Genomic DNA, 24,948 nt, shown 5'->3' with positions numbered 1-24,948 from the left:
CTCAGTGGAGGGACACCCGATGCGGTCCTCACCGGAAAGCCCCACGCGTTCCTCGCGATCCCCCCGCCCCGCCGGCCCACGCGCCGGCGGCCGAAGAACGTCGCTCCTCGTCTCGGCCGTCCTGCTGACCGGCCTGCTCCCCCTGCCGTTCGCCGCGCCGGCGACGGCCGCCCGGCCCGCGACCGTGACCACGGACGCCACCCTGTACCCCGTGACCGAGGGCGACACGGCCCGGATCCGCGTCACCGTCACCGGCGAGGTCACGCAGCCGGTCACCGTCGCCCACGAGACGGCCACCGACGCCGACCACACCGCCACGACCGGCACGCTCACCTTCCCGCCGGGCACCCCGTCCGGCACCACGCGCACCATCGCCGTACGCGCCCTCCCCGACGCGAAGCCGGAAACGGCCGAGACGATCCCCGTCGGACTGACGGTCACCGGCGCCACACCCCCCGCCGAAACCCCGACGGTCGTCATCGCAGCCCACGGCCTGCCCTACCTCGACCCCGGGCTGCCGGTGCGAAGGCGCGTCGCCGACCTCCTCTCCCGGATGACCCTGGAGGAGAAGGCCGGCCAGATGACCCAGGCCGAACGCGGTGCCCTCGCGACCCCCGCCGACATCACGGCGTACGGCCTCGGATCGCTCCTCTCCGGCGGCGGTTCCACCCCCACGCCGAACACCCCCGAGGGCTGGGCACGGATGATCGACGGCTTCCAACTCCGGGCGATGTCCACCCGGTTGCAGATCCCGCTGATCTACGCGGTGGACGCGGTCCACGGTCACAACAACCTGACCGGCGCCACGATCACCCCGCACAACATCGGCCTGGGCGCCGCCCGGGATCCACAACTCGCTCATGACATGGGGGCGTTGACGGCGGCCGAGACCCGCGCCACCGGCGTCCCCTGGGACTTCGCCCCCTGCCTGTGCGTGACCCGCGACGACCGCTGGGGCCGGGCGTACGAGTCGTTCGGCGAGGACCCGGCGCTGGTGAAGTCCATGGAGACGATCGTCCAGGGCCTCCAGGGCGCCCGCGACGGCCGGGACCTGGACAGGAACGACAAGGTCCTCGCCACCGCCAAGCACTTCGTCGGCGACGGCGGCACCGCGTACGGCTCGTCCACGACCGGGACATACGCGATCGACCAGGGCATCACGAAGGTCACCCGGCAGGAGCTGGAGGCGGTGCATCTCGCGCCGTACCAGGAGGCCGTGGACCGGGGCGTCGGCTCGGTCATGCCGTCGTACTCGTCCCTCGACATCCTCGGCGACGGCAGGGGTGCCGTGCGGATGCACGCCCGCGCCGACCTGATCAACGGCGTCCTCAAGGACCGCATGGGCTTCGACGGCTTCGTCGTCAGCGACTGGCAGGCCATCGACCAGATCCCCGGCGACCACGCGAGCGACGTCCGCACCTCCGTCGGCGCGGGCCTCGACATGATCATGGTCCCGTACGCGTACGGCGACTTCCACCGGACCCTCGTCGCCGAGGTGAGGGCGGGCCGGATCAGCGAGCGGCGCGTGGACGACGCCGTCACCCGCATCCTCACCCAGAAGTTCCGCCTGGGCCTCTTCGAGAAGCCGTACGCCGACACCGGCGGCATCGCGGACATCGGCTCGCCCGCACACCGGGCGGCGGCCCGCGAGGCGGTGGCGAAGTCCCAGGTCCTGCTGAAGAACGCGGGCGGGCTGCTGCCCCTGAGGAAGTCCCAGAAGGTGTACGTGGCCGGCTCCGACGCCGACGACCTCGGCAACCAGAGCGGCGGCTGGACGATCACCTGGCAGGGCTCGTCCGGTGCGATCACCGAGGGTACGACCGTCCTGGAGGGCCTGCGCGAGACGGGCGCCGAGATCACCCACTCCGCCGCCGCCTCCGCCCCGACCGCCGGGCACGACGTGGGCGTGGTCGTCGTCGGCGAGACCCCGTACGCCGAGGGCTTCGGCGATGTCGGCAACGGCCACGACCTGGAGCTGAGCGCCGCCGACAAGGCAGCCGTGGACCGGGTGTGCGGCGCCATGAAGTGCGCGGTGCTGATCGTCTCCGGCCGCCCGCAGCTGATCGGCGACCGGCTGGCCGACATCGACGCGCTGGTCGCCTCCTGGCTGCCCGGCACGGAGGGCGACGGCGTCGCGGACGTGCTCTACGGCAGGCGCCCCTTCACCGGCCGACTGCCCGTCACCTGGCCGAAGTCGGAGGCCCAGCTGCCGATCAACGTCGGCGACACGGCGTACGACCCGCAGTTCCCCTACGGCTGGGGTCTGACGACGAAGGCTTCGACGGGGGAGCACGCCGATGCGACGCACGGTGCCGCACACGCCCTGGTGACCGAGGCGCGGCTGCGTGTGCAGGAGAAGGTGGGGCAGGACGTCCGTATGACGGAGGCGGTCGCCAAACCCTTCGCGGCGGCCGAGCACCTGCTGCTCACCGGCCGCTACGCGCAGGCGCTGGCCAAGCTGGGGGAGGCGTACCGGGCGGCGTGACGGCCGTATGCCAGTCCTTGGGTGAACGGATCATCCGTTTTTACGACGATCGAGGTAGCTTCGAAGGTATGAAGGGCGTACCGGTCCGACGTCTGACCCGCTTCCTGATCGCACCGTTCGCCGTCGCCGCGCTGGCGACGCTGTCGGTCGGCGCGCCCGCCGCGCCCGCCGCGCCCGCGGCCACCGATCTCTCCGTGGTGGCCGAGTCCCTGCGCGAGAGCCCTGTCTACGTCGACCCGGCGGCCTCGGCCCAACTGTCCGCCTCGGACGCCGAGGCCCTGGCCGACAAGATCGAGGACGCGGACAAGCCGATCTTCGTGGCGGTCCTGCCGGGCGACACCCCGACGAAGAACCTCTTCGCCGACCTCCGCACCGACACCGGAGTGACAGGCGTGTACGCCATCCGCCTGGGCGAACGCTTCGACGCGAAGGCCGACAGAGCGGTCCTGAGTCAACAGACGGTGCAGAACCTGGTCACGGCGGCGCGGGGCGCGGGCGACGCCAAGGCCCAGCTCAACGACTTCGTGGACGACGCCCTGCGCAGCGGCGTGGGCGGCTCGGCCCCCTCCACCTGGAGCGCCGGCGGCGACGACGAGGGCGTGAACACGGGCGCGCTGGTGGCGGCGGGCACCGTCCTGGCGGCGGGCGGTGTGGGCGCGTACGCGCTGGTCCGCCGCAACCGCCGCAAGAAGGAAGCGGAGCGACGCGCGGCCCTGGCGAAGCTCCAGGTAGTGGTCGACGAGGACATCACGGCCTTCGGCGAGGAACTGGACCGCCTGGACTTCCACCCCGCCGAGGCGGGCGCGGACGACGCGATGCGCGCCGACTACGAGCGCGCCCTGGACGCGTACGACCAGGCCAAGTCCCTGATGGCGGCGGCCACGCGCCCCGAGGAGGTACGCGGGGTCACCCAGTCCCTGGAGGACGGCCGCTACTCCCTCGCCCTGCTGGCCGCACGAAGGGAGGGTCGCCCGCTGCCGGACCGCCGGGCCCCCTGCTTCTTCGACCCGCGCCACGGCCCGTCGGCGGCGGACGTGCTGTGGACCCCGCCGCTCGGCGGCGCCGAACGCGAGGTCCCGGTCTGCGCGGCGGACCAGGCCCGTCTGGCGGACGGCCGGGACCCGATGGCCCGCGAGGTGGAGACGGCGTCGGGCCGCCGCCCCTACTGGGAGGCGGGCCCGGCATACGGCCCCTGGGCGGGCGGCTACTTCGGCGGTGGCATCCTCCCCGGCCTCCTCGTCGGCACGATGCTCGGCAGCATGATGGCCACCCCGTCGTACGCGGCGGTCTACGGCTCGGGCTACGGCGACTTCGGCCAGGCCGCCGGCTACGAGGGCGGCGACGTCTCGGGCGCGGACTTCAACACCGACGACTTCGGCGGCGGCTTCGGGGGCGGGGACTTCGGAGGCGGCGGCGACTTCGGCGGGGGCGGGGACTTCGGCGGAGGGTTCTGAAGCGGACAAGGCCACGGGCCCGGCGCGACGCGGCACCGGACCCGTGAACCTCGTATCCCTACTCGTGCTCGTGCTCGTCCTCGAACTGCGTGAGGTCAGAGCGTGGCCGCGGCCGAGGCGATGGCCGAGGCGAAGGTGGAGACCTCGGTGTAGACACCGGGGGCGTTGGGCTGGGCGCAGCCGTCGCCCCAGCTGACTATGCCGACCTGGATGAAGGCGCCGGCGTTGTCCTTGCGGAACATCGGGCCACCGGAGTCGCCCTGGCAGGTGTCGACGCCGCCCGCGGCGTAACCGGCGCAGATCTCCTCGCCCGCGACGAGACCGCTGTAGAGGCCGCCGTAGGCCTTGCAGGTGGCGTCGTTGATGTACGGCACCGTGGCCTTGAGCATGTAGCGCTGCTGGGCACCGCCCTCGCGGGCCGCGCCCCAGCCGGCGACGGTGAAGTCACCGGTGTTGTACTGCGTGGTCGTGGCGATCTTCAGCGTGGGCAGGTTGATCGGCTGGGCGAGCTTGATGAGCGCCCAGTCCTTGCCGGTGCCGTTGTAGCCGGGGGCCTGGAGGACCCGGGTGGACCGGACCTGGACGCGGCCGGAGGTGGACTGGAGGTCCACGACACCGGCGGTGGCCGTGATGCTGGTGTTGGCGCCCGAGCCGTTCACACAGTGCGCGGCGGTGAGCACGATCTGCTGTGTGTAGAGCGCGCCGCCACAGCCCATGGAGAGCCGGACCATGAACGGGAACTCGCCCTGCGCGGCCCGCGTACCGCCGACGACGGGCGCCGGGGCGGCCGTCGCGGTCGAGAGGGGCTGCAGGCTGGCGATCGCGAGGCCGGCGGCACCGACCACCGCGAATCTCTTGAGTGCCGTGAGGAGCTTCTTCAACGTGAGGCCTTCCGTGGGGGGTTGGCTGTGAAAATGACGCGCACATGCCAAGCAAGCAACAAAAAGAGCGCTCTTGTTGCCATGAACGGGTCAATTTCTGTTGCTGGATTATGTGAACCGTGTGAGTGGTGAGACAAGGGGCGTGATTCGGCCACACGCTCTAGGCCAACGGCGACGACCAGGGCATCGGTCGGTGAACCCGCGCATACCGCTCACCGGCGGCATGCCACCACCCGGGCGGTGAGGCCGAGCCGCCGACGGAGGCCGCCTGATCGGGATGGAGTCCGAGCCGCCAGAGGGCCTCGGCACGCACCCGGACGGTCACCCACGCCCGCCACCGCCCGTCGGCGGGGTCAGGGGCGCACATTCTGTCCCAGGTGAACTCGTCACCCCCGAACGGCATCCAGTCGATGCCGCGTTCCCGCAGTCAGGCGTGGAGCGCGGCGGCGGGGTGCGCGGCGGCGGGGTGCGGGCGGCCGTGATCGATCTCGTACGAGGCGACGACGACCCAATCGCCGTGCTGCGAGGCGTCGTTCGACGGTGTGCTCACGTTGACGCTCCAGGTGGTGGCGGGGACGGGACACGACCCTACCCGGCGACACGCCGCGACTCCCCGTGCCCTCCCGGTGACGCGGATCGTTACCCCTCCATGCGCATTACCGACCTTCAGCGTTGTGGGATCCGCCCCGGCCGCCTGGTGGAATGGACGTTGAGTCCGACGACCGTCGAAGCGGCGGTCGCACTGCCGGAGGACTCCCGTCCACCCGCGTACGCACAGGAGTCGCACGTCCGCACCTCCCGCACGGTCCGTGCGGACGGCCTGTTCGTACCCACCTGGATCGGCACGGCGTTCGACATCCCCGGCAAGGTCGATCTCGACGTCCTCCAGGACGCGTTGAGGACCTGGACCCTGCGGCACGAGACGCTGCGCAGCGGCTTCCGCTGGGTCGACGACGAGATGCGGCGCTTCACCCTGCACGCGGCCGACGTCGGACTGCGCCGCGAGGACATCGGCGACTTCCCCGACGCGGCGAAGCTGACACAGCACCTGCAGGACCGCTTCGACATCGCGGCGGACGCCCTCTCCTGGCCGAACTTCATCTACAGCGCGGTCGTGCGGGACGACAGCACGAGCGTCTACCTGGCGTTCGACCACACCAACGTCGACGCGTACTCGATCCACCGCATCACCGCCGAGATCCACGACCTCTACACGGCGGGCGCCGAGGGCCGCGCGGCGGACGTCCCACCGGTCGCGAGCTACGTCGACTTCTGCGCGATCGAGCGGGCGAACGCCGACGAGATCGACGAGACGCACCCGACCGTGGCCCGCTGGCGCCGGTTCATCGCCCGATGCGACGGCAGGCTCCCGAACTTCCCCGTCGACCTCGGCCTGACCCCCGACGGACCGCTCCCCACGCAGAGCCTCATGGAGGAGATGCTGGTCGACACGGCGGACGCCGCCGCCTTCGAGGCGTACTGCCGCCCGTACGGCGGCACCCTGACCGGCGTCCTCGCGGCCACCGCCCTCATCGTGCGCGAGCTCGGGGGACAGCAGGTCTACCGCACGGTGGTCCCGTTCCACACCAGGGTGAAGTCCCGCTGGTCGGACTCGATGGGCTGGTACGTGGGCGGCGCCCCCATCGAGATCCCCGTGGCCGACGCCCCGGACTTCGACAGCGCGCTACGGCTGGTCCGCGCCGAACTCCGCGAGAACCGCCCGCTCTCCCGGACGCCCATCATGCGCGTCCTGCGCCTCCTGGGCGCCGAGTTCCGCCCCACGTCCCCCGACCTCTTCTCCATCGTCTCCTTCGTCGACAGCCGCGCCACGCCGGGCGCTCACCGCTGGCAGCGACTGAACGCCCACGGCCTCATGCGGGTCTCCTACGGCGACCAGGTGTGCGTCTGGACCACCAGACTCCCCGAGGGCCTCCACTTCGCGGCCCGCCACCCGGACACCGACGCGGCGTACAAGAACATGCGGTTGTACGCCGAGCGGCTGCGGGACCTCATCGGGTCGGTGGCACGCGTCGAGCGGGCCGCGGGCGGCGCGAACACCGTCCCCGCCCCACGCGCGGAAGACAACTCCCGTCCGCGGAGCCCGCTCCGCTAGGCCCTGTCGACAAAAACCACTTTCACCCGCCTCCGATGCGTCCGCACACTGACCCGGTGATCGATATCACCACCGCACTCGTACGCACCCTGATCGCGGACCAGTTCCCGCAGTGGAGCGACCTCCCGGTCAGCCCCGTCGACCGTCAGGGGTGGGACAACCGCACCTTCAGACTCGGCGACCGCCTCACCGTGCGGCTGCCCAGCGCGGAGGGGTACGTGGCCGCCGTCGCCAAGGAGGACCGGTGTCTGCCTGTGCTGGCCGAGCATCTGTCGTTGCCCGTGCCGGGCCCGGTGGCCGTCGGGCGTCCGGCGGCCGGGTATCCGTTTCCGTGGGCGGTGCGCAGATGGCTCCCGGGGGCCACGGTCGAGGCGTCGCCGGACCTCGACCGGGTTCGGCTCACGCGCGATCTCGGCGCCTTTCTGCGGGAGTTGCGCGCAGCCCCCGCGCAGCACGGCCCGGCGGCCGGCCGGCACTCCTACTTCCGCGGGTGCCATCCCAGCGCCTACGGCGACCAGGTCGAGCAGGCCCTCCAGCGGCTCGGAGACGTCGTCGACGTCGCCGCCTGCCAGGCCGTCTGGGCGGAGGCACTGACTTCCGTCTGGGCGTCGGCGCCCACCTGGTTCCACGGGGACGTCGCCGTGGGGAATCTCCTCGTCGACGACGGAGCCCTCTCCGCCGTCATCGACTTCGGTACGTCCGGTGTCGGCGACCCCGCCTGCGACCTGGTCATCGCCTGGAACTACTTCACGGGGGAGGAGCGGCAGCTCTTCCGGGAGTCCGTCGGGCTGGACGACGACGCATGGCGGCGGGCGCGCGGCTGGGCCCTGTGGAAGGCGTTGATCTGTGTGGCCGACTCCGCCGGGTCAGATCCCGACGGTGCGCAGGCACGGGTGCTGGCCGAGGTGCTGGACGACCCGGTCGTCGTATAGGACGGCACCTGGCCTAATCGCTGCCTACCGTGGGGCTCATGGCCACCTCCGACGCCTCTGCCATCTCCGACGCCTTCGTCGCGGAAGCCCTCGCTTTCGAAGACCCCGACCGGCTCGACGCCTGGCTGACCGCGCATCCCGCCCCGCAGCCCGGCCTCTGGGTCAGGATCGCCAAGAAGGGGACCGGCGTCCGTTCCGTCAGCGCGCGTGACGTCAACGACCTCGCCCTCTGCCACGGCTGGATCACCGGGCAGCGGCGGAAGCTCGACGAGACGTACTTCCTGCAGCGGATCACCCCGCGCCGACCGGGGAGTGACTGGTCGATGGTGAATGTGCGAAGGGTGGGGGAGCTGACCGCCGCCGGGCGGATGCGGCCCGGCGGTGTCGCCGAGGTCGCGGCGGCCGAGGCCGACGGGCGATGGGCCACCGCGTACGAGTCGCAGAAGCTCGCCGGGGTTCCTGAGGACCTGGCGGCGGCCCTGGAACAGAACCCCGGCGCCGGACAGGCCTTCCGGCGGCTGGGGAAGACCGACCGGTACCTCGTCGTCCTGGGGCTGCTGAAGGCCCGCACACCGCGGACGCGGGCCGCCCGGCTCCGGGCGGCCGTGGCCGAGCTGGCGTCCGGGCCGCGGGAGAACCGGTCACTCGGGTCGACTGACTGATCACCCCGTGGGCCGGGGGCGTCGAAGGGTGCGCCAACGGGCGCACAACCCCCGCCCGCCGAGGACACCGGCCGCTCAGCCCGCGTTCCGGATCGCCGAGATGTCGAAGTTCAGCTTGATCTTGTCCGAGACCAGCACGCCACCCGTCTCCAGCGCCGCGTTCCACGTCAGGCCCCACTCCGAGCGCAGGATCTCCGCCTTGCCCTCGAAGCCGACGCGCTCGTTGCCGAACGGGTCCTTGGCCGTGCCGTTGAACTCCAGGTCGATGACGAGCGGCCTGGTCGTGCCGAGGATGGAGAGGTCGCCGGTGATGCGGTAGTCGTCGCCGCCGAGGGCCTCCGCCTTGGTCGAGCGGAACGTCATCGTCGGGAACTCCTCGGTCCGGAAGAAGTCCGCGCTCTTCAGGTGCCCGTCACGGTCGGCGTTGCCGGTGTCGATGCTGTCCATCGTGACGTCGATCGAGGCGGTGGACCGGGACGGGTCGGAGCCGTCCAGGTGCAGGCTGCCGGAGAAGTCGAGGAAGCCGCCCTTGACGTTGGTGACCATGGCGTGGCGGGCGACGAAGCCGATCGTCGTGTGGGACGGGTCGATCGTGTAGTCGCCGGTGAGCGCGGCCAGCTCGGGGTTCACCGCGTCCAGGGGCGCGACAGCGGTCTCGGAGATCGTGTTGCTGCGGCCGAAGATGCCCATGACGTGCTCCTTGAGTGAGGTCGTTCAATGTTCAACGAACTGAACACGGCCCACCGTAGACCTATTCCGTTCAAGTTTCAACCTTGTCGCCCTGGTGATCGTTCCGTCACGCATCGTTGATCTCTCCCCGGGTGGGTGATACACGGCATGGGCATGACCCCCACGCGCCGTACCGTCCTGCTCCTCACCGCGGCCCTGGCGGCCACCGCCCCCAAGGCGTACGCCGCTGCCGCCCCCGACGACGAGTACGACACCCTCCGCCGCCGCTGGCTGACCCTCGGGCTCGGGGACGGCTACGACCCCGCCGCCGAGCCCTACGCCTCCCGCCTGCGCGAGACCGGCGACCTCGCCCGCGGCTTCCGCGCGGCCATGGCACCCGCCCCGGCCTCCCTCTGGCCGGACCGCCCCTTCGACCCGCCCTCCGGCATCACCCGGAGCTACAGCCGTCTGTGGACCATGACCCAGGCGTACGTCCAGCAGGGCACCGGCTCGACCGGCGACCCCGCCCTCCTCGCGGACGTCCTGCGCGGCCTCGACCACCTCTCCGCGACCGTCTACCACCCCGCCACCACCCGCTACGGCAACTGGTGGGAGTGGCAGATCGGCAGCCCCCGCCTGCTGACGGACATCGCCGCCGCCCTGTACGACCACCTGACGGACACACGCATCACGGACGCCTGCGCGGCGATCGACCACTTCGTCCCCGACTCCCTGCTCCGCGAGCACACCGGCACCTCCACCGGCGCCAACCGCGTCGACCTCTGCCGCTCCGTCGCCCTGCGCGGCATCCTCGGCCGCACCCCCGAGAAGCTCGCCCTCGCCCGGGACGCCCTCTCACCCGTCTTCCCGTACGTCACCGCGGGGGACGGGCTGTACGCCGACGGCTCGTTCGTGCAGCACACCTGGGTCGCGTACTCGGGGACGTACGGTCAGGTCCTCCTCGACGGGCTGGGGCGGCTCTTCGCTCTGCTCGCCGGCTCCACCTGGGACGTGACCGACCCGGACAAGCAGATCGTCCTCGACAGCGTCGAACGCGCGTACGCGCCCCTCATCCATGACGGGCTCGTCATGGACGGCGTCAACGGGCGCGCCATCAGCCGGGGGCACCTCAAGAGCGATGACCGGCACGTCCTGCGCGGCGACCACTTCCACGGGCAGGGGATCATCGCCGCGATCGCGCTGCTCGCCCTCGGCGCCACCGCGGCCGAGCGTGAGCGGTGGCACGGGCGGATCAAGGGGTGGATCGAGCGGGACACGGTGACGCCGATCCTCACGGCCGCACAGTTCGGGGTCGCCGACCTGGCCCGGCTGCACGCCGTCGCGGGTTCCCCGGTGGCCGCCACGCCCGACCCCGTCGGCCACCATCTCTTCGCCGCCATGGACCGGGCCGTCCACCGCCGCCCGGGCTTCGCCGTGCACATCGCCATGGCCTCCGACCGCATCGCCCACTACGAGTGCGGCAACGGCGAGAACCCGCGCGGCTGGCACACCGGCGCCGGAATGACCCTGTGGTGGGCCGAGGGCCTCGGCGACCAGTACACCAACTGGTACTGGCCGACCGTCGACTGGTACCGCCTGCCCGGCACCACCGTCTCCACCCGGCGGCTCCCGGACCGGGCGGGCGGCGAGTGGGGCGAACCGAAGCCCGCCGTGCGGTGGGTCGGCGGGGCGACCGACGGCGAGTACGCGGCGATCGGGCAGCACCTCAAGGGGCTCGGCTCCAGCCTGGCGGCCCGCAAGTCGTGGCTCTGCCTCGCGGACACGGTCGTCTGCCTGGGGGCCGGCATCACCTGCACGGACGGGGTGCCCGTCGAGACGATCGTCGACAACCGCAACCTGGGGGAGAGCGGCGAGCCCCGGCTGCTGCGCGGCCCGCGCTGGGCCCACCTGGAAGGCCACGGCGGCTGGGTCGTCCTCGACGGCGGCGCCCTCCACACCCTCCGCGAGGCCCGCACCGGAGCCTGGTCCGACATCAACACCACCAGTACGAGTGAACGCCGCACCCGGCACTGGCAGACCCTCTGGCTGGACCACGGCACCGACCCCACCGACGCCCGTTACGCCTATCTGGTGATGCCCGGCGCCTCCTCTCGCGCGGTCGGCGCCCGCGCGGCCGACCGGCGCTGGTTGTCGATCCTCGCCAACGACAGCGCCCGGCAGGCGGTCCACGTCCCCTCCCTCGGCCTGACCGCGGCCAACTTCTGGCAGGCCGGTACGGTGGGCCCGCTGACCGCCTCGGCCGGGGCGAGCGTGCTGCTCCGCCGCCGGGGCCGTACCGCTACGCTCTGCGTGAGCGAGCCGCCGCGCTCGGGCGAGGCCGTCGAGATCTGCTGGAATCATCCGGTCGGAGCAGTGCTCCGGGCCGATGAACCGGTCGAGGTGCTGGAGGCGACAGCCCGTCGGCTGCGGCTCCGGATCACTCCCGGCACGGCCTGCGCCACGTACACATGTGATGTGACTCTCAGCGGCCGGATTGTGTGACCCCTACAAGACGGGTACCCCCTGAGCAGTCGGTTCGCCTGCATGCCGGGACGGTTCTGTTCAGGGGTACCAGGAAAACGCGCCGGAGACTGTACGGAGTCGACGGGCCGCTTTTATCGCTCGGCTTCGTAAGGTCACTACATGACCGTTTTGGATGAGGCGCCGGGTGAGCCGACGGATGCGCGCGGGCGAGTGGCCGAACTGCACGAGATCCGTGCCCAGGCGATCGCCGGCCCCAGCGAGAAGGCGACCGAGGCGCAGCACGCCAAGGGCAAGCTGACTTCCCGGGAGCGCATCGATCTGCTGCTGGACCCGGGCTCCTTCCAGGAGGTCGAGCAGCTGCGTCGGCACCGCGCCAGCGGCTTCGGCCTGGAGGCCAAGAAGCCGTACACCGACGGTGTCGTCACCGGCTGGGGCACGGTGGAGGGCCGCACGGTCTTCGTCTACGCCCATGACTTCCGCATCTTCGGCGGCGCCCTCGGCGAGGCCCACGCCACGAAGATCCACAAGATCATGGACATGGCCATCGCGGCCGGTGCCCCGCTCGTGTCCCTCAACGACGGCGCGGGAGCCCGTATCCAGGAGGGCGTCTCCGCCCTCGCCGGCTACGGCGGCATCTTCCAGCGCAACACCAGGGCGTCCGGTGTCATCCCGCAGATCAGCGTGATGCTCGGCCCCTGCGCGGGCGGCGCGGCCTACAGCCCCGCCCTCACCGACTTCGTCTTCATGGTCCGCGAGACCTCGCAGATGTTCATCACCGGCCCGGACGTCGTCAAGGCGGTCACCGGCGAGGAGATCACCCAGAACGGCCTGGGCGGCGCGGACGTCCACGCGGAGACCTCGGGCGTCTGCCACTTCGCGTACGACGACGAGGAGACGTGCATCGCCGAGGTGCGCTACCTCCTGTCGATGCTCCCGCAGAACAACCGCGAGAACCCGCCGCGCGCGGAGTCCACGGACGCCGCCGACCGCCGCTCGGACGTCCTGCTCGACCTCGTCCCGGCCGACGGCAACCGGCCGTACGACATGGCCAAGGTCATCGAGGAGCTCGTCGACGACGGCGACTACCTGGAGGTCCACGAGCGCTGGGCCCGCAACATCATCTGTGCCCTGGCCCGCCTCGACGGCCAGGTGGTCGGCATCGTCGCCAACCAGCCGCAGACGCTGGCGGGCGTCCTCGACATCGAGGCGTCGGAGAAAGCCGCACGCTTCGTCCAGATGTGCGACGCCTTCAACATCCCGATCGTCACTCTTCTGGACGTACCCGGCTTCCTCCCTGGTGTAGACCAGGAGCATGGTGGGATCATCCGCCACGGCGCGAAGCTGCTGTACGCCTACTGCAACGCGACCGTGCCCCGGATCTCGCTGATCCTGCGCAAGGCGTATGGAGGCGCCTACATCGTCATGGACAGCCAGTCCATCGGCGCCGACCTGACCTATGCCTGGCCGACCAACGAGATCGCCGTGATGGGCGCCGAGGGTGCCGCCAACGTCATCTTCCGGCGGCAGATCGCCGACGCCGAGGACCCCGAGGCGATGCGGGTCCGGATGGTGAAGGAGTACAAGGCCGAGCTGATGCACCCGTACTACGCGGCCGAGCGCGGCCTCGTGGACGACGTCATCGACCCGGCCGAGACCCGCGAGATCCTCATCCGCTCGCTGGCCATGCTCCACACCAAGCACGCGGACCTGCCGTCCCGCAAGCACGGCAACCCGCCGCAGTAACCCGCCGGTTCCTTCGCGGTACCCCTGCGGAAACTTCTCTCACGGAGACTGACATCCATGAACCTGCCTGACATTCGCGTCGAGAAGGGCCACGCCGAGCCGGAAGAAGTGGCCGCGATCACCGCTCTGCTGCTCGCCCGCGCGGCAGCCCAGCCCGCCGAGGCCCCGGCCCACCGAGGCCGCGCCCGCGCCGGCTGGCGCCGCCTGGAGCGCGAGCCGGGTTTCCGGGCGCCGCACAGCTGGCGCTGAGCCTTGTCCTGAAAGGGCCCCCTCCGGATGGAGGGGGCCCTTTCGTTGTGTGTCGGCTGCCAGCCCCCACCGACCTGCAGCCGACGGACCGACCCATCAAAAGGGGCCCCTCCACAAGGGAAGGGCCCCTTTTGATGCTGAGCGGTGCCGCAGGCGCCTACCGGAGGCGAGCCATCAGCGCATGCTCGACCAGAGTGATAAGCGCACTCTTCGCGTCCGCCCGGTGCCGCGCGTCCGTCGTGATGATCGGCGTGTCGGGACCGATCTGCAGCGCCTCCCGGACCTCGTCCGGGTTGTACGGCTGCTGGCCGTCGAAGCCGTTCAGGGCGATCACGAACGGCAGGCCGCTGTTCTCGAAGTAGTCGACGGCCGGGAAGCAGTCGGCGAGCCTGCGGGTGTCCACGAGGACGATGGCGCCGATGGCGCCGCGCACCAGGTCGTCCCACATGAACCAGAAGCGGTCCTGCCCGGGGGTGCCGAACAGGTACAGGATCAGGTCCTGGTCCAGGGTGATACGGCCGAAGTCCATGGCGACCGTCGTGGTCGTCTTGTCTCCGGTGTGGGTGAGGTCGTCGATGCCCGCGGAAGCGGACGTCATCACGGCCTCGGTACGCAGCGGGTTGATCTCCGAGACGGCCCCGACGAACGTGGTCTTGCCCACGCCGAAGCCACCCGCCACCACGATCTTCGCTGAGGTGGTGGAGCGGGAAGGACCGCCGCTAGAGCTTGCGAAGTCCACTGAGCACCCTTTCGAGCAGTGTCACGTCTGGCTGGCCGCCGGCGCTCTCGTCGCCGCCGGGCTGATGGATGGCGACCAGGCCCGCCTCCGCCAAGTCGGCGACGAGGATCCTGGCCACGCCGAGAGGGATCGTCAGGAGAGCCGAGATCTCGGCCACCGACTTGATCTCCCGGCAGAGGTTGCAGATCCGCTGATGCTCGGGCAACTGGCCCTGCATCTGGTGCGGCTGCGCGGTGGTGTGCACCAGCGCCTCGATGGCGAGCTGGTAACGCGGCCTGGTGCGGCCGCCCGTCATGGCGTACGGGCGCACCAGGGGGTTGTGCGACGCCCCGACGGGCGACGGCTCAGGGGTGCGGCGCTGCGGCTGCACGGGCTGGATACGTGGCATCGACGGCTGGTCGTACGGCGAAGGGCCGGGGCCCTGCGGTGCGTACGGCTGCTGACGGCTCGGCGCGGAGGGGAAGTTGTACCGGTTCTGGTCACCCTGGCCCGGCCCCTGGCCAGGGTACGACCAGTTGCCCGACGATGAACCGCCTGGGGGTGTTGCCACGTTCTCTCCTCCTCCGACTGTGCTGGCATCCATGGCTCATTGGAAGCCGCGTCCCGAAACCTTACGGCCCCGGGACGCCAATACGCACCGTCTGACTGTTAGTTGAGCAGGCTGCCCTGGAGCTCCGCACGCAGATCGGGCGTCAGGACCGAGCCGGCGCGGTCCACCAGAAGTGCCATCTCGTACCCAATGAGGCCGATGTCCGCCTCCGGGTGTGCGAGAACGGCGAGCGAGGAACCGTCGGAAACGGACATGATGAAGAGGAATCCCCGCTCCATCTCCACAACCGTCTGATTGACGCTGCCACCCTCGAAAATGCGGGAGGCACCCGCGGTCAGAGAGGTAAGACCCGACGCCACGGCCGCCAGCTGGTCGGCACGGTCGCGCGGGAACCCTTCGGACATCGCCAGAAGGAGTCCGTCGGCGGAGACCACCACCGTGTGCGACACCCCGGGGGTGTTGTCCACGAAATTGGTGATCAACCAGTTCAGGTTCTGTGCCGCCTGGCTCATCGGGCTCACACTAACGCTCCTGGTTGTAGGTGCTGTCAGGACCGAAGCCCTGGCCGTTCGTTTCACTGCTTGCGCTGCGTCCCCGCTGGACACCCCGGCGCAGGTTGCTCAGCCTGCCCCGGACGTCCTCGGGAGCGCGGGAGATCTGTGGACCTCCCTGCGGGGTCGTCTTCGCGGCACCCTCGACCAGGTTGGCCTTGGGTACCCGCCGCGGCAGACCGGAAGAGGTGACCCCGCCCGCCTTCGGCTTCTTCAGCTGGGAGGCCTGCTGCCAGCGCTCGTCGTTGGCGGAGCGCCAGTCGCCGTTCGGTCCCCCGGCCGTCGTCGGCTGGTCCTGGGCCACATCCTGCCGTCCGTTCACGGCGCCCGCGCTCGTGCCGCCCGCGCTCGCGGTGGAGCCGCGGCGGGGCAGGCCGGCGTCGGTCAGCGCGTGGCCGGCGGAGGGGGTGGAACCCGGACGGTCGAAGCCTACGCGGTCCGGCTCCGTCACGTCAGCGGCCTGCGTGGATTCCGGTTCCGGAGCGTACTCGGAGCCGTAGGGGCTCTGGTAGTCCTGCTGCTGCGGCCAGTCGTCCTGATAGGACGGCTCTTCGAAGCCCGAGTAGGTCTCCGGAGCGCCGACGGCTCCCGTCTCCTGGACGGGCTCCGCATACGAGGGCTCAGGGTAACCGCCGGTAGCACCGAAAAGGTCGTTCCCGGCCGGCAGACCGCCGTTGCCGTTCGGCAGGCTGCCGTTCGACGCGAAGTACGGCTCGTCGTACGACGGCTGCTGCGGCTCCTCGTACCCCGTCTGCTGGTCGAACGAGCGCTGCGGGTCGACGTACCCCGTCGCGCCGTTGTCGTAGGACGGCTCGGGTGCCTGGAAGTCGTCGCCGTAGCGCGGGGCCTCGCCGCCGGGCTGCTGCGGGATCTGGCCGTGCGTCTGGGCCTCCAGGGCCGCCCGGCGCTCCTCGCGGATCAGGGAGCGGCCGACGGGGTCCAGCTCGCGGATGTCGTCCGGGACCTCGTAACGACTGTCGTCGAAGCCGAGCTCGGCGGCCGTGCGCATCGGGGGCACGGCGGCCTGCTGGAAGCCGTGCTGCTCCGGGATGATCTGCGAGACCGTGAACTGGTCGGCCTGCGGCTGGTGCTGCTCGCCACCGCCACCGTGGGTGATGACGTCGGGGAGCATGACCAGCGAGGTCGTACCGGCCTGCTCGCCCGAGGGGCGCAGCTGGACACGGATGCCGTGCCGGTCGGACAGCCGGCCGACCACGAACAGACCCATGCGCTGGGAGATCGCGGCGTCCACGGTCGGCGGGTTGGCCAGCTTGTGGTTGATGTCCGCGAAGTCCTCGGCGGTGAGGCCGATGCCCTTGTCGTGGATCTCGATCATCACGCGGCCGTCGGGGAGACGGGTCGCGGTGACGCGGACCTTGGTCTGCGGGGAGGAGAACGTGGTGGCGTTCTCCAGGAGCTCGGCGAGCAGGTGCACGAGGTCGGTCACGGCACGGCCGTGGATCTCGGCCTCCGGAACGCCGGAGAGCTCGATGCGCTCGTACTGCTCCACCTCGGAGGAGGCGGCGCGCAGCACGTCGATCAGCGGGACCGGCTGGTCCCAGCGGCGGCCGGGCTCCTCGCCGGCGAGGACCAGGAGGTTCTCGCCGTTGCGGCGCATACGGGTCGCCAGGTGGTCCAGCTTGAAGAGGTTCTCCAGCTGGTCCGGGTCGGCCTCGTTGTTCTCCAGGTCGGTGATCAGGGTCAGCTGGCCCTCGATCAGGGACTGGTTGCGGCGCGAGAGGTTGGTGAAGATCGCGTTGATGTTGCCACGGAGGAGGGCCTGCTCGGCGGCGAGCCGGACGGCCTCGCGGTGGACCTGGTCGAAGGCGCGGGCGACCTCGCCGATCTCGTCCGTGGTGTTGATCGGAATCGGGGCGACCCGGGTGTCGACGCGGCCGGGGTCGGTGCGCGAGAGCTGGTCGACCAGCATCGGCAGGCGCTGCTCGGCGATGCCGAAGGCGGCGTTGCGCAGCTGGCGCATCGAGCGGCTCATCTGACGGGCCATGATCCCGGCGATGATGAACGCCGCGAGCAGGGCGACCACGACGATCGCGCCGTTGATGTAGGCGTCGCGCTGGGCGTCGGAGGCGATCGTGCCGGCCTCGTCCACCGCGCGGTTGATCAGCTCGGTCTCGACCTCGCTGTAGCCCTCGAACTTCAGGGTGGAGGCCGCCATCCAGGTCGACGGGGTGATGCCCTTCGCCGCGAGCTCATCGGGCGTCTGGCCCTTGCCGATCTCCTGGATCATCGCCAGCATCGAGTCCGGCGGCGCGACGAAGTTCTTGCCCTGGGCCTTGGCGGCCGTGGCCGCGGCCTCGACCTGCTTCTTGCCCTCGGCGGTCTTCTCGGCCATGACCGACTGCAGCCGGGTGGCGTCCGCCTCGGTGCCACCGGAGACGTACTCCTGCACGGCGACGTTCTCGAGGTACGCGTACGAGGTGAAGGCGGTGACCTGCTGGCGGTAGGTCGTGGCGTTCTCGCTGGGCCTGACCAGCAGGTGCATGCCGATCGCGCGCTGCAGCGACGCGGCGCCCTTGGCCAGTGCGAGCGCGTAGACCGTACGGCCGTACGCGGTGACGTTGCCCGTACCGAGGCCGAGCTCGTTGGAGAACTCCATCAAGTAGTGCTCGATGGTGACGTAGCCCTCTTCGGTCTGCGTCGGGTCGGCCGCCCGGGTGAAGGCGGCCTGGCGTATGTCCTCGAGCTTGGGCTCGGCCTTCGTCACCAGGTCCAGACGGCGCTCCAGGCCCTGCCCGGAGGGCATGCCCACGACCGCCGCGTGGAAGGCGTCCTGCTTCTCGTCGGTGACGGCACGGGCCTTCTGGACGACATCGCTGTCCCGGTTGCCCTTCAGCAGGGGCTCGGCCGAGACGTCACGCTCGTTGAGCAGCGCCTCGGCGTAATCGCCTGCGGCGGCCACGATCTTCGCGACCTTCTCGGCGTCGCGTGCTTCCTGCCAGGTGTCGATCGAGCCCTTCACCTGGAAGCCGCCCATGACGAGGCCGACCAGCACGGGTATGAGGAGAATCGCGTTCAGGCGGGTGGGTACACGCCAGTTGCGAGGGGAGAGACGACTACCGCTGGAAGCGGGTGCGGCCGTCGGCTCCGGTCCGGTCACTTGTGCGGGTGCCGCTCCGCGCGGCGGCGGGGTGAAGTTGCCCCGCGCCGACGGCTCGGGACCTTTCTTGCTTCGCCTCACTCGACCAACAACCTCTCGGCGCCGGCACCTACGTCGTGCCGCGGGTGACTCCACGCCCTAGTACGTCTTTGACTAATGGGCAGTTCAGGCATTCCAGCACGTCGGGTTGCGCAGTTCCAAACACTGGGAGGCAACGATTCCGCGTGATGTAAGTCCCAGATAAAACGGTCAAAAAGAGCGAGCCCCGGCAAAAAGCGGGGCTTTTGTGAACGCAGCGACATCGGGCGACCGCGAGGCGTGGCCGTACCACCCTATTTCTCTGTCGAAACGTTATGAACACCTGCGCCGACCGTGTCAAAGGACACAGCCGGCGTTGGTGTATCTACGACAACTTGCGTATTCAACTGTGGACTTGGGTCCTGAATGTACGCCCTGGTGGCTACGTCCCCTAACGCAGGCGGGCCATCAGAGCGTGCTCGACGAGCGTGATCAGGGCCGATTTGGCGTCCGCGCGGTGGCGGGCGTCCGTCGTGATGATCGGCGCGTCCGGCCCGATCTGCAAGGCCTCGCGTACTTCCTCGGGCGAGTACGGCTGATGCCCGTCGAAGCCGTTGAGCGCGATGACGAAGGGGAGCCCGCTGTTCTCGAAATAGTCGACCGCGGGAAAACAGTCGGCGAGCCGACGCGTGTCCACCAGCACGACGGCACCGATGGCGCCGCGCACCAGGTCGTCCCACATGAACCAGAAACGGTCCTGCCCGGGGGTGCCGAACAGGTACAGGATCAGGTCCTGGTCCAGGGTGATACGGCCGAAGTCCATGGCGACCGTCGTGGTCGTCTTGTCCCCGGTGTGCGTCAGGTCGTCGATGCCCGCCGAGGCGGAGGTCATCACGGCCTCGGTGCGCAGCGGGTTGATCTCCGAGACGGCCCCGACGAACGTGGTCTTGCCCACGCCGAAGCCACCCGCCACCACGATCTTGGCCGAGGTGGTGGCCCGCCCCGGTTCAGAGCTTGCGAAGTCCACTGAGCACCCTTTCCAGCAGAGTCACGTCCGGAGCGCCACCGGCGTTCTCGTCGCCACCGGGCTGGTGGATCGCGACGAGTCCGGCCTCGGCGAGGTCCGCGACAAGGATCCGAGCCACGCCGAGCGGCATGGACAGCAGGGCCGACACCTCGGCCACCGACTTGACCTCGCGGCACAGATGGCAGATCCGCTGGTGCTCGGGAAGCAGCCCCATCAGGTGGGCGGGGTCTGCCGTCGTGCTGATCAGTGCCTCTAGCGCGAGCTGATAGCGCGGCCGCGTCCGGCCGCCGGTCATCGCGTAGGGCCGAACCAGCGGCTGGTCGCCCTCGTCTCCGTACGGCTCTGCGTACGGATCGTGAGGGGCGGTGGGCGGGGTCATGGATCCTCCGGGCGGGACAGCAAGTCGGTCAGTCGTGCCGTCTGACGGGGGCCGGTGGGGGGACTGTGGCGGCCGGACGGTGATTTGGTGAGTTCTGTGGATCCGCAGGCGTCAGTGGAGCAGACTGCCTTGGAGTTCGGCGCGCAGGTCGGGCGTGAGCACTGCTCCCGCACGGTCGACCAGCAGGGCCATCTCGTAACCGACGAGGCCGATATCGCACTCGGGGTGGGCCAGTACGGCCAGGGACGAGCCGTCCGAGACCGACATCAGGAAGAGGAAGCCGCGCTCCATCTCGACCACCGTCTGAGCCACATCGCCACCCTCGAAGATCCGGGACGCCCCGGCCGTGAGTGACGTGAGCCCGGAGGCGACGGCGGCGAGCTGGTCGGCACGGTCGCGCGGGAACCCTTCCGACATCGCCAGAAGGAGACCGTCGGCGGACACGACGACGGTGTGGGACACCCCTGGGGTGTTGTCCACGAAGTTGGTGATCAACCAGTTGAGGTTCTGTGCCGCTTGGCTCATCTGGCTCAACTAACGCTCCTGCTGGTGAGTGGGGCTCGGGAAGCTGCCGGTCTGACCGGTACCGGGACCAGTCCCGGCCTGACGGCCCTGTGCGATGCCCCGACGGAGATTGGTCAGCCGGCCGCGTACGTCATCGGGCGCACGCGAGATCTGCGGACCGGTTTGGTGCTGTTGCTGCTGAGCCGTGCCCGGTACGAGATTCGCACGCGGGACCCGACGCGGCAGGCCGGAGGTGGTGACGCCGCCCGCCGAGGGCTGACGGGCGCGTTCGGCCTGGCGGACCAGGTCGTCATTGGGGGTGCTCCGCCAGTTGGCGGCGGGAGCGGCGGCGGGCGCCACGGGGGCGGCGGGCCGCTGGGGGACCGGCGGGGCACGATCGGGCAGCGGCGGCTGCGGCGCACTGCCGTTGCCGTTCGCGTGGCCGCCCGCGCCGTTGCCGTCCTGGGGACCGCCGTGGAACCAGTTGGTCTCCAGCGTGTCGTACAGCGGCGTACGGCCGTCGCCCGGACCCGACGCCGGCGGCAGGGCCTCCGGCTGCTGCGGAGCCATGGGGCGCTGCGGCGGCACCGGCGGACGCTGCGGCGCCTGCGGACGGGAGGAACCGAAGCTCTCGCCGTTCACCTGCGGACGCTCGAACTGCCCGGTGTCCTGCGGGTTCTGGCCCGGCACACCGAACTGGCCGGTGGCCTGGCCGTTCTGCCGGCCCGGGATCGGGAACTGCCCCGTGCTCTCCGGGCCGCCCGGCCGACCGGGGACCGGGAACTGCCCCGTGCCCTCCGGACCGCTCTGCCGACCCGGGATCGGGAACTGCCCGGTGTCCTGCGGGTTCTGCCGCGCGGGCGGGTTGAACCGGGCGCCGTCCTGGCCGCCTGCCTGCCCGTTCGGCCGGCCCGGGGCCGCGAACTGGCCCGTGCCGGAACCGTCGAAGCTCGGAGCCGACGGGAACTGCCCGGTGGACGACGGGTCCTGCCCGGCGCCGCGGGGCGGACCCGCGGGCGCGGCCGGACCTGAGGTGCCGAAGACATCGGAGCGGACGTACGACCCGTTGCCGTTCTGCGGCGCACCCGCGCCGGGGCGCTGGGCGTCGAAGTCGGAACGCGGGAAGTCCGAGGCCGGGGCCTGGCTCGGGTCGACGCGCGGCATGGGCGCGGTGACGTCCGGCTGCTCGTCGTGGCCGCGCGGGGCGTCCAGCGAGGCACGCGGCACCGGCGGCAGCGCGTTCTCGTCGCTCCAGCTCGGCGTGCGCTGCGGGGCGTTGCCACCGGGCAGCTCGGCCCGCGCGCCACCGCGCCCGGGCAGCTGCGGCCGGCGCCTGCCGGAACGTTCCTTGCCCTGCTTGGGCGGTACGGCACCCGGGCCGCCCGACGGCGCGCCGCCGACGTCACCGAGGTTGCCGCCCGGCGGGCGCAGACCCGAGCCGCCGCCGGCGAAGCCGCCCTGACGGCCGGAGTCGTCGAAGTTCTCGCCCGTACCCGGGCCGGGGGGCCGCTGGCCCTGCTGTCCGCCGGGGTTCTGACCGCCGCCGTAGGCGTTGCCGCCACCGAAGGCGTCGGGGCCGCCGAACAGGTTGGCGCCGGTACCGGCGGGAGCCGGACGGCCGCCCTGCGGAGGCGGACCGCCCTGCGGGCCACGGGGACCACCGGGGTTGCCCGGACCGCTGGGGTTGCCGGGCAGCGCGGCCCGCGGACCCTGGCCGGCGCCGACCTGCCCGCGCTGGGGAGCGCCGCCGAGCAGACCCGCGGGGGCGGGACCGCCGCCGAGCGGGGGACCCGACTGACCGCCGGTCTGGCGACGCGCGGCGGCGACACCGGCCGCGGCCTGCGCGGCGGCCGGACCACCGGTGGAGGGGGCACCCTGGCCGGGCTTGCCCGGGGTCGGCTTCTTGTTGCCCTGCGCCACGTCGACGGGGAGCATGACCAGCGCGGTCGTGCCACCCGAGTCGGACGGACGCAGCTGGATACGGATGCCGTGACGCTGCGACAGCCGACCGACCACGAACAGACCCATGCGGCGGGAGACCGAGACGTCCACGGTGGGCGGCGAGGCGAGCCGCTCGTTGATCGCGGCGAGGTCCTCGGGGGAGAGGCCGATACCGGTGTCGTGGATCTCGATCAGCACCCGGCCGTCGGGCAGCGCGTGACCGGTGACCTTGACCTTGGTCTGCGGCGAGGAGAACGAGGTGGCGTTCTCCAGCAGCTCGGCGAGCAGGTGCACGAGGTCGTTGACGACCCGGCCGGCCACTTCGGTGGTCGGCACGGAGGCCAGCTCGATGCGCTCGTACTGCTCCACCTCGGAGGCGGCGGCGCGGAGCACGTCGACCAGCGGGACCGGACGGGTCCAGCGGCGGCCGGGCTCTTCACCTGCGAGAACGAGGAGGTTCTCACCGTTACGGCGCATACGGGTGGCGAGGTGGTCGAGCTTGAACAGCGACGACAGCTGGTCGGGGTCGGCCTCGCGGGACTCCAGCTCGGAGATCAGCGACAGCTGGCGTTGGATGAGACCCTGCGAGCGGCGCGAGAGGTTGGTGAACATCGCGTTGACGTTGCCCCGCAGCAGGGCCTGCTCGGCGGCGAGGCGGACCGCCTCGCGGTGCACGTCGTCGAAGGCCGCGGCCACCTGGCCGATCTCGTCCCGGGAGTGCACACCGACCGACTCGACGGAGGTGTCGACGTCCTGGGGGTCCGACTCCGACAGCTGCTTGACCAGCTCGGGCAGCCGGTCCTGGGCGACCTTGGTCGCGGTGTCCTGAAGGCGCCGCAGCGAGCGGATCATCGACCGGGCCACGACGAAGGCGCCGACGAGGGAGACACCGAGGACGAGGAGGATCAGCGCACCGGAGATGATCGCTTCCTGCTCGGCATCGCTGCGCAGCGATCGAGCGGTCTGCTCCATCTCCTCCAGCAGCGAGCCCTCGATCTTCTTCATCTGCTCCATCTTGGACGTGGAGTCGTCCAGCCAGTCCTTGTACGACCGATCGTCCTGCGAGCGCAGGCCGTTGGGGCTCTTGAGCACTCGGTTCGCGTACAGGTCGGCGGCCTCGATGGTGGGGCTCGCGTCGTCGATGGGCTTGGTGACCACGGCGGCGCCATCGCCGTAGATCTTGCCGAACGTGGTGCGGTCGGACTCCTCGTTGTCCAGCGCGGAGCTGCCGTACAGCCGGTCGTTCTCCGAGAGGGAACCGGCCTTGTTCTTGGTCTCCGGCAGGGCCGCCGCGATGATCGCGCGCTGCACGGAGGCGTACTCCTTGGCGGAGGAGAAGGCCGCCAGCGAACGGGTCTTGCTGATCATCTCCGGGTTGCTGGTGGCCTCGGCCATGTCCGTGGAGAGATCGAGCAGCTGCTGGATGAGGCGGTGGTACGCCTCGACGGTCTGCGTGGAGTTCTTGGGGTCCTCGTAGGCGCTCTTGCGGATGCCGTTGAGCTTCATCAGCTCCTGCGTCACGCGGACGAGGCTGTCGCGGACGCCGGGCAGCCGACCCGCGGCACTCGCGTCGTCGATTTCCTGGGTGGCCTCGGAGAACTGCTTCTTCTCCGTGTCCGTCTTCTCGCGCTGGCCCGTGACCGTGTAGTCCTCGGCGTCCCGGTTGTGCGCGAGCGGACCGGCGGACAGGTCGCGCTCCTGCTGGAGCGCGGTGGCGAGCTCGGTCGCCTGCTTGGTCATGTCCGTCAGCAGGCGCATGTTGTCGAGCTGCTGGATGTCGTCCACGTTGTCGCTGATGCGCAGCGCGCCGAGCGAGGTGGCGGCGACCACGGGCAGCGCGAGCAGCGAGACCAGACGGGTCGAGATGCGCCAGTTGCGCAGGGCTATTCGGGTGCCGGGGCCGCTGGGCCCGGCCTTCGCCTTCCCGGACTGCGGGGGAGGACCGGCCGCGCCGGGGCGCCCGGAGCGCTCACCGCCGTCGCCGAGCTCCGGCTGGCCCGGGTTCTGGGCGTGCTGGGGGGAGGAACCGTTACCGGCTCCGCTTTGTGGCTCCGGCTCCGCCGAAGCGCTGCCATCCCTCTTGAAACGTCCCTGCACTAGCGTCGCAACCTCTGGACCAGGCGCCCCTCCGCGTGAACGGACGGGACGGTGTCGGCGTCTTCGGGGGCGCCCTGAATACGTCCCCACTTGAGTGGTGGTCGGTGAGTGACCGGCGCTGACTCCCCCTCCACCGCCGCCCGGCGCTGCTGTGCGCCCCTGCGCGCCGGCACGATTCCGGCGGCGGTCCGTGGAATTCCAGCACAGTGCCGGATCTGCAACAAGGCCAATGGGTAACGGTCTGTTTACCGTGACGCCGAGTGAGGGCCGGAATACGAGGTGTGGAAGGCATTCTTCCGCAAAACGGGCGCAAAGTCGCCAATTTCTGGCGCGAAGAAGGTGTCCTAGTCGC

General features: G+C 70.9%; 19 protein-coding genes. 8 read left to right on the top strand and 11 right to left on the bottom strand.

What is annotated here, in order from left to right:
• The first annotated feature begins 19 nt into the window (after positions 1 to 19).
• Both SGFS_RS19535 and SGFS_RS19530 read left to right on the top strand, forming a co-directional pair.
• Positions 20 to 2,485, top strand: coding sequence for a glycoside hydrolase family 3 N-terminal domain-containing protein (locus SGFS_RS19535; protein ID WP_286251988.1), 2,466 nt, complete (start codon positions 20 to 22; stop codon positions 2,483 to 2,485).
• A gap of 68 nt (positions 2,486 to 2,553) precedes the next feature.
• Positions 2,554 to 3,939, top strand: coding sequence for a hypothetical protein (locus SGFS_RS19530; protein ID WP_286251986.1), 1,386 nt, complete (start codon positions 2,554 to 2,556; stop codon positions 3,937 to 3,939).
• A 95-nt stretch (positions 3,940 to 4,034) separates the two neighbouring features.
• Here the strand turns inward: SGFS_RS19530 and SGFS_RS19525 are convergent, their stop codons facing one another.
• Positions 4,035 to 4,820 carry a S1 family peptidase gene (locus SGFS_RS19525; RefSeq protein ID WP_286251984.1) on the bottom strand — a complete coding sequence of 262 codons (786 nt, stop codon included), beginning with the start codon at positions 4,818 to 4,820 and terminating at the stop codon, positions 4,035 to 4,037.
• A gap of 427 nt (positions 4,821 to 5,247) precedes the next feature.
• A complete protein-coding gene (locus tag SGFS_RS19515; RefSeq protein ID WP_286251981.1) occupies positions 5,248 to 5,370 on the bottom strand; it encodes a hypothetical protein in 123 nt (40 codons plus the stop codon).
• Positions 5,371 to 5,469: 99 nt separating this feature from the next.
• Here SGFS_RS19515 and SGFS_RS19510 point away from each other — a divergent pair, with 99 nt between their 5' ends.
• From SGFS_RS19510 to SGFS_RS19500, 3 genes are read left to right on the top strand one after another with little or no spacing between them, the layout of a single operon-like run.
• Entirely contained in the window at positions 5,470 to 6,933 is a 1,464-nt protein-coding gene (locus SGFS_RS19510; RefSeq protein ID WP_286251979.1) for a condensation domain-containing protein, read from the top strand.
• A 56-nt stretch (positions 6,934 to 6,989) separates the two neighbouring features.
• Positions 6,990 to 7,865, top strand: a complete 876-nt coding sequence (locus tag SGFS_RS19505; RefSeq protein ID WP_286251977.1) for an aminoglycoside phosphotransferase family protein — start codon at positions 6,990 to 6,992, stop codon at positions 7,863 to 7,865.
• A gap of 38 nt (positions 7,866 to 7,903) precedes the next feature.
• Positions 7,904 to 8,527 (top strand): YdeI/OmpD-associated family protein, encoded by a 624-nt coding sequence (locus SGFS_RS19500; protein ID WP_286251975.1) that lies wholly within the window; start codon positions 7,904 to 7,906, stop codon positions 8,525 to 8,527.
• A gap of 75 nt (positions 8,528 to 8,602) precedes the next feature.
• On the opposite strand, the gene SGFS_RS19495 is transcribed toward SGFS_RS19500, so the two are convergent.
• Entirely contained in the window at positions 8,603 to 9,217 is a 615-nt protein-coding gene (locus SGFS_RS19495) for a YceI family protein (protein WP_286251973.1), read from the bottom strand.
• A 147-nt stretch (positions 9,218 to 9,364) separates the two neighbouring features.
• Here SGFS_RS19495 and SGFS_RS19490 point away from each other — a divergent pair, with 147 nt between their 5' ends.
• The 3 genes from SGFS_RS19490 to SGFS_RS19480 all read left to right on the top strand — a co-directional run bounded on the left by SGFS_RS19490 (position 9,365) and on the right by SGFS_RS19480 (position 13,672).
• Positions 9,365 to 11,698 carry a polysaccharide lyase 8 family protein gene (locus SGFS_RS19490; protein ID WP_286251972.1) on the top strand — a complete coding sequence of 778 codons (2,334 nt, stop codon included), beginning with the start codon at positions 9,365 to 9,367 and terminating at the stop codon, positions 11,696 to 11,698.
• 141 nt (positions 11,699 to 11,839) lie between these two features.
• Positions 11,840 to 13,423, top strand: a complete 1,584-nt coding sequence (locus SGFS_RS19485) for an acyl-CoA carboxylase subunit beta (protein WP_286251970.1) — start codon at positions 11,840 to 11,842, stop codon at positions 13,421 to 13,423.
• A 57-nt stretch (positions 13,424 to 13,480) separates the two neighbouring features.
• On the top strand, positions 13,481 to 13,672 hold the full coding sequence (locus SGFS_RS19480) for an acyl-CoA carboxylase epsilon subunit (RefSeq protein WP_286251968.1): 192 nt from the start codon (positions 13,481 to 13,483) through the stop codon (positions 13,670 to 13,672).
• Positions 13,673 to 13,829: 157 nt separating this feature from the next.
• On the opposite strand, the gene SGFS_RS19475 is transcribed toward SGFS_RS19480, so the two are convergent.
• From SGFS_RS19475 to SGFS_RS19440, 8 genes are all read right to left on the bottom strand, one after another.
• Positions 13,830 to 14,411: a GTP-binding protein gene (locus SGFS_RS19475; protein ID WP_009314218.1), complete on the bottom strand. Its 582-nt coding sequence runs from the start codon at positions 14,409 to 14,411 to the stop codon at positions 13,830 to 13,832.
• A complete protein-coding gene (locus SGFS_RS19470) occupies positions 14,392 to 14,961 on the bottom strand; it encodes a DUF742 domain-containing protein (RefSeq protein WP_286251967.1) in 570 nt (189 codons plus the stop codon). The genes SGFS_RS19475 and SGFS_RS19470 overlap by 20 nt, the downstream gene beginning before the upstream one ends.
• Positions 14,962 to 15,059: 98 nt before the next feature.
• Positions 15,060 to 15,473 (bottom strand): roadblock/LC7 domain-containing protein, encoded by a 414-nt coding sequence (locus SGFS_RS19465; protein WP_037781109.1) that lies wholly within the window; start codon positions 15,471 to 15,473, stop codon positions 15,060 to 15,062.
• 10 nt (positions 15,474 to 15,483) lie between these two features.
• Positions 15,484 to 18,711 carry a sensor histidine kinase gene (locus SGFS_RS19460; RefSeq protein WP_286251966.1) on the bottom strand — a complete coding sequence of 1,076 codons (3,228 nt, stop codon included), beginning with the start codon at positions 18,709 to 18,711 and terminating at the stop codon, positions 15,484 to 15,486.
• A 388-nt stretch (positions 18,712 to 19,099) separates the two neighbouring features.
• The gene (locus SGFS_RS19455) at positions 19,100 to 19,675 is read right to left on the bottom strand and encodes a GTP-binding protein (protein WP_286251965.1); all 576 of its coding nucleotides are present in this window, start codon (positions 19,673 to 19,675) and stop codon (positions 19,100 to 19,102) included.
• Positions 19,656 to 20,054, bottom strand: a complete 399-nt coding sequence (locus SGFS_RS19450; protein ID WP_086754757.1) for a DUF742 domain-containing protein — start codon at positions 20,052 to 20,054, stop codon at positions 19,656 to 19,658. Before SGFS_RS19450 ends, SGFS_RS19455 begins: the two co-directional genes overlap by 20 nt.
• A gap of 111 nt (positions 20,055 to 20,165) precedes the next feature.
• Positions 20,166 to 20,579 carry a roadblock/LC7 domain-containing protein gene (locus SGFS_RS19445; protein ID WP_005479910.1) on the bottom strand — a complete coding sequence of 138 codons (414 nt, stop codon included), beginning with the start codon at positions 20,577 to 20,579 and terminating at the stop codon, positions 20,166 to 20,168.
• 9 nt (positions 20,580 to 20,588) lie between these two features.
• The gene (locus SGFS_RS19440) at positions 20,589 to 24,596 is read right to left on the bottom strand and encodes a nitrate- and nitrite sensing domain-containing protein (RefSeq protein ID WP_286251962.1); all 4,008 of its coding nucleotides are present in this window, start codon (positions 24,594 to 24,596) and stop codon (positions 20,589 to 20,591) included.
• Between the last annotated feature and the right edge of the window lie 352 nt (positions 24,597 to 24,948).

Origin of the sequence: Streptomyces graminofaciens (assembly GCF_030294945.1) — a bacterium.
Lineage (GTDB): Bacteria > Actinomycetota > Actinomycetes > Streptomycetales > Streptomycetaceae > Streptomyces > Streptomyces graminofaciens.
Note: the sequence above shows the minus strand (reverse complement) of the source record. Positions and strands in the feature narration are given on the sequence as shown.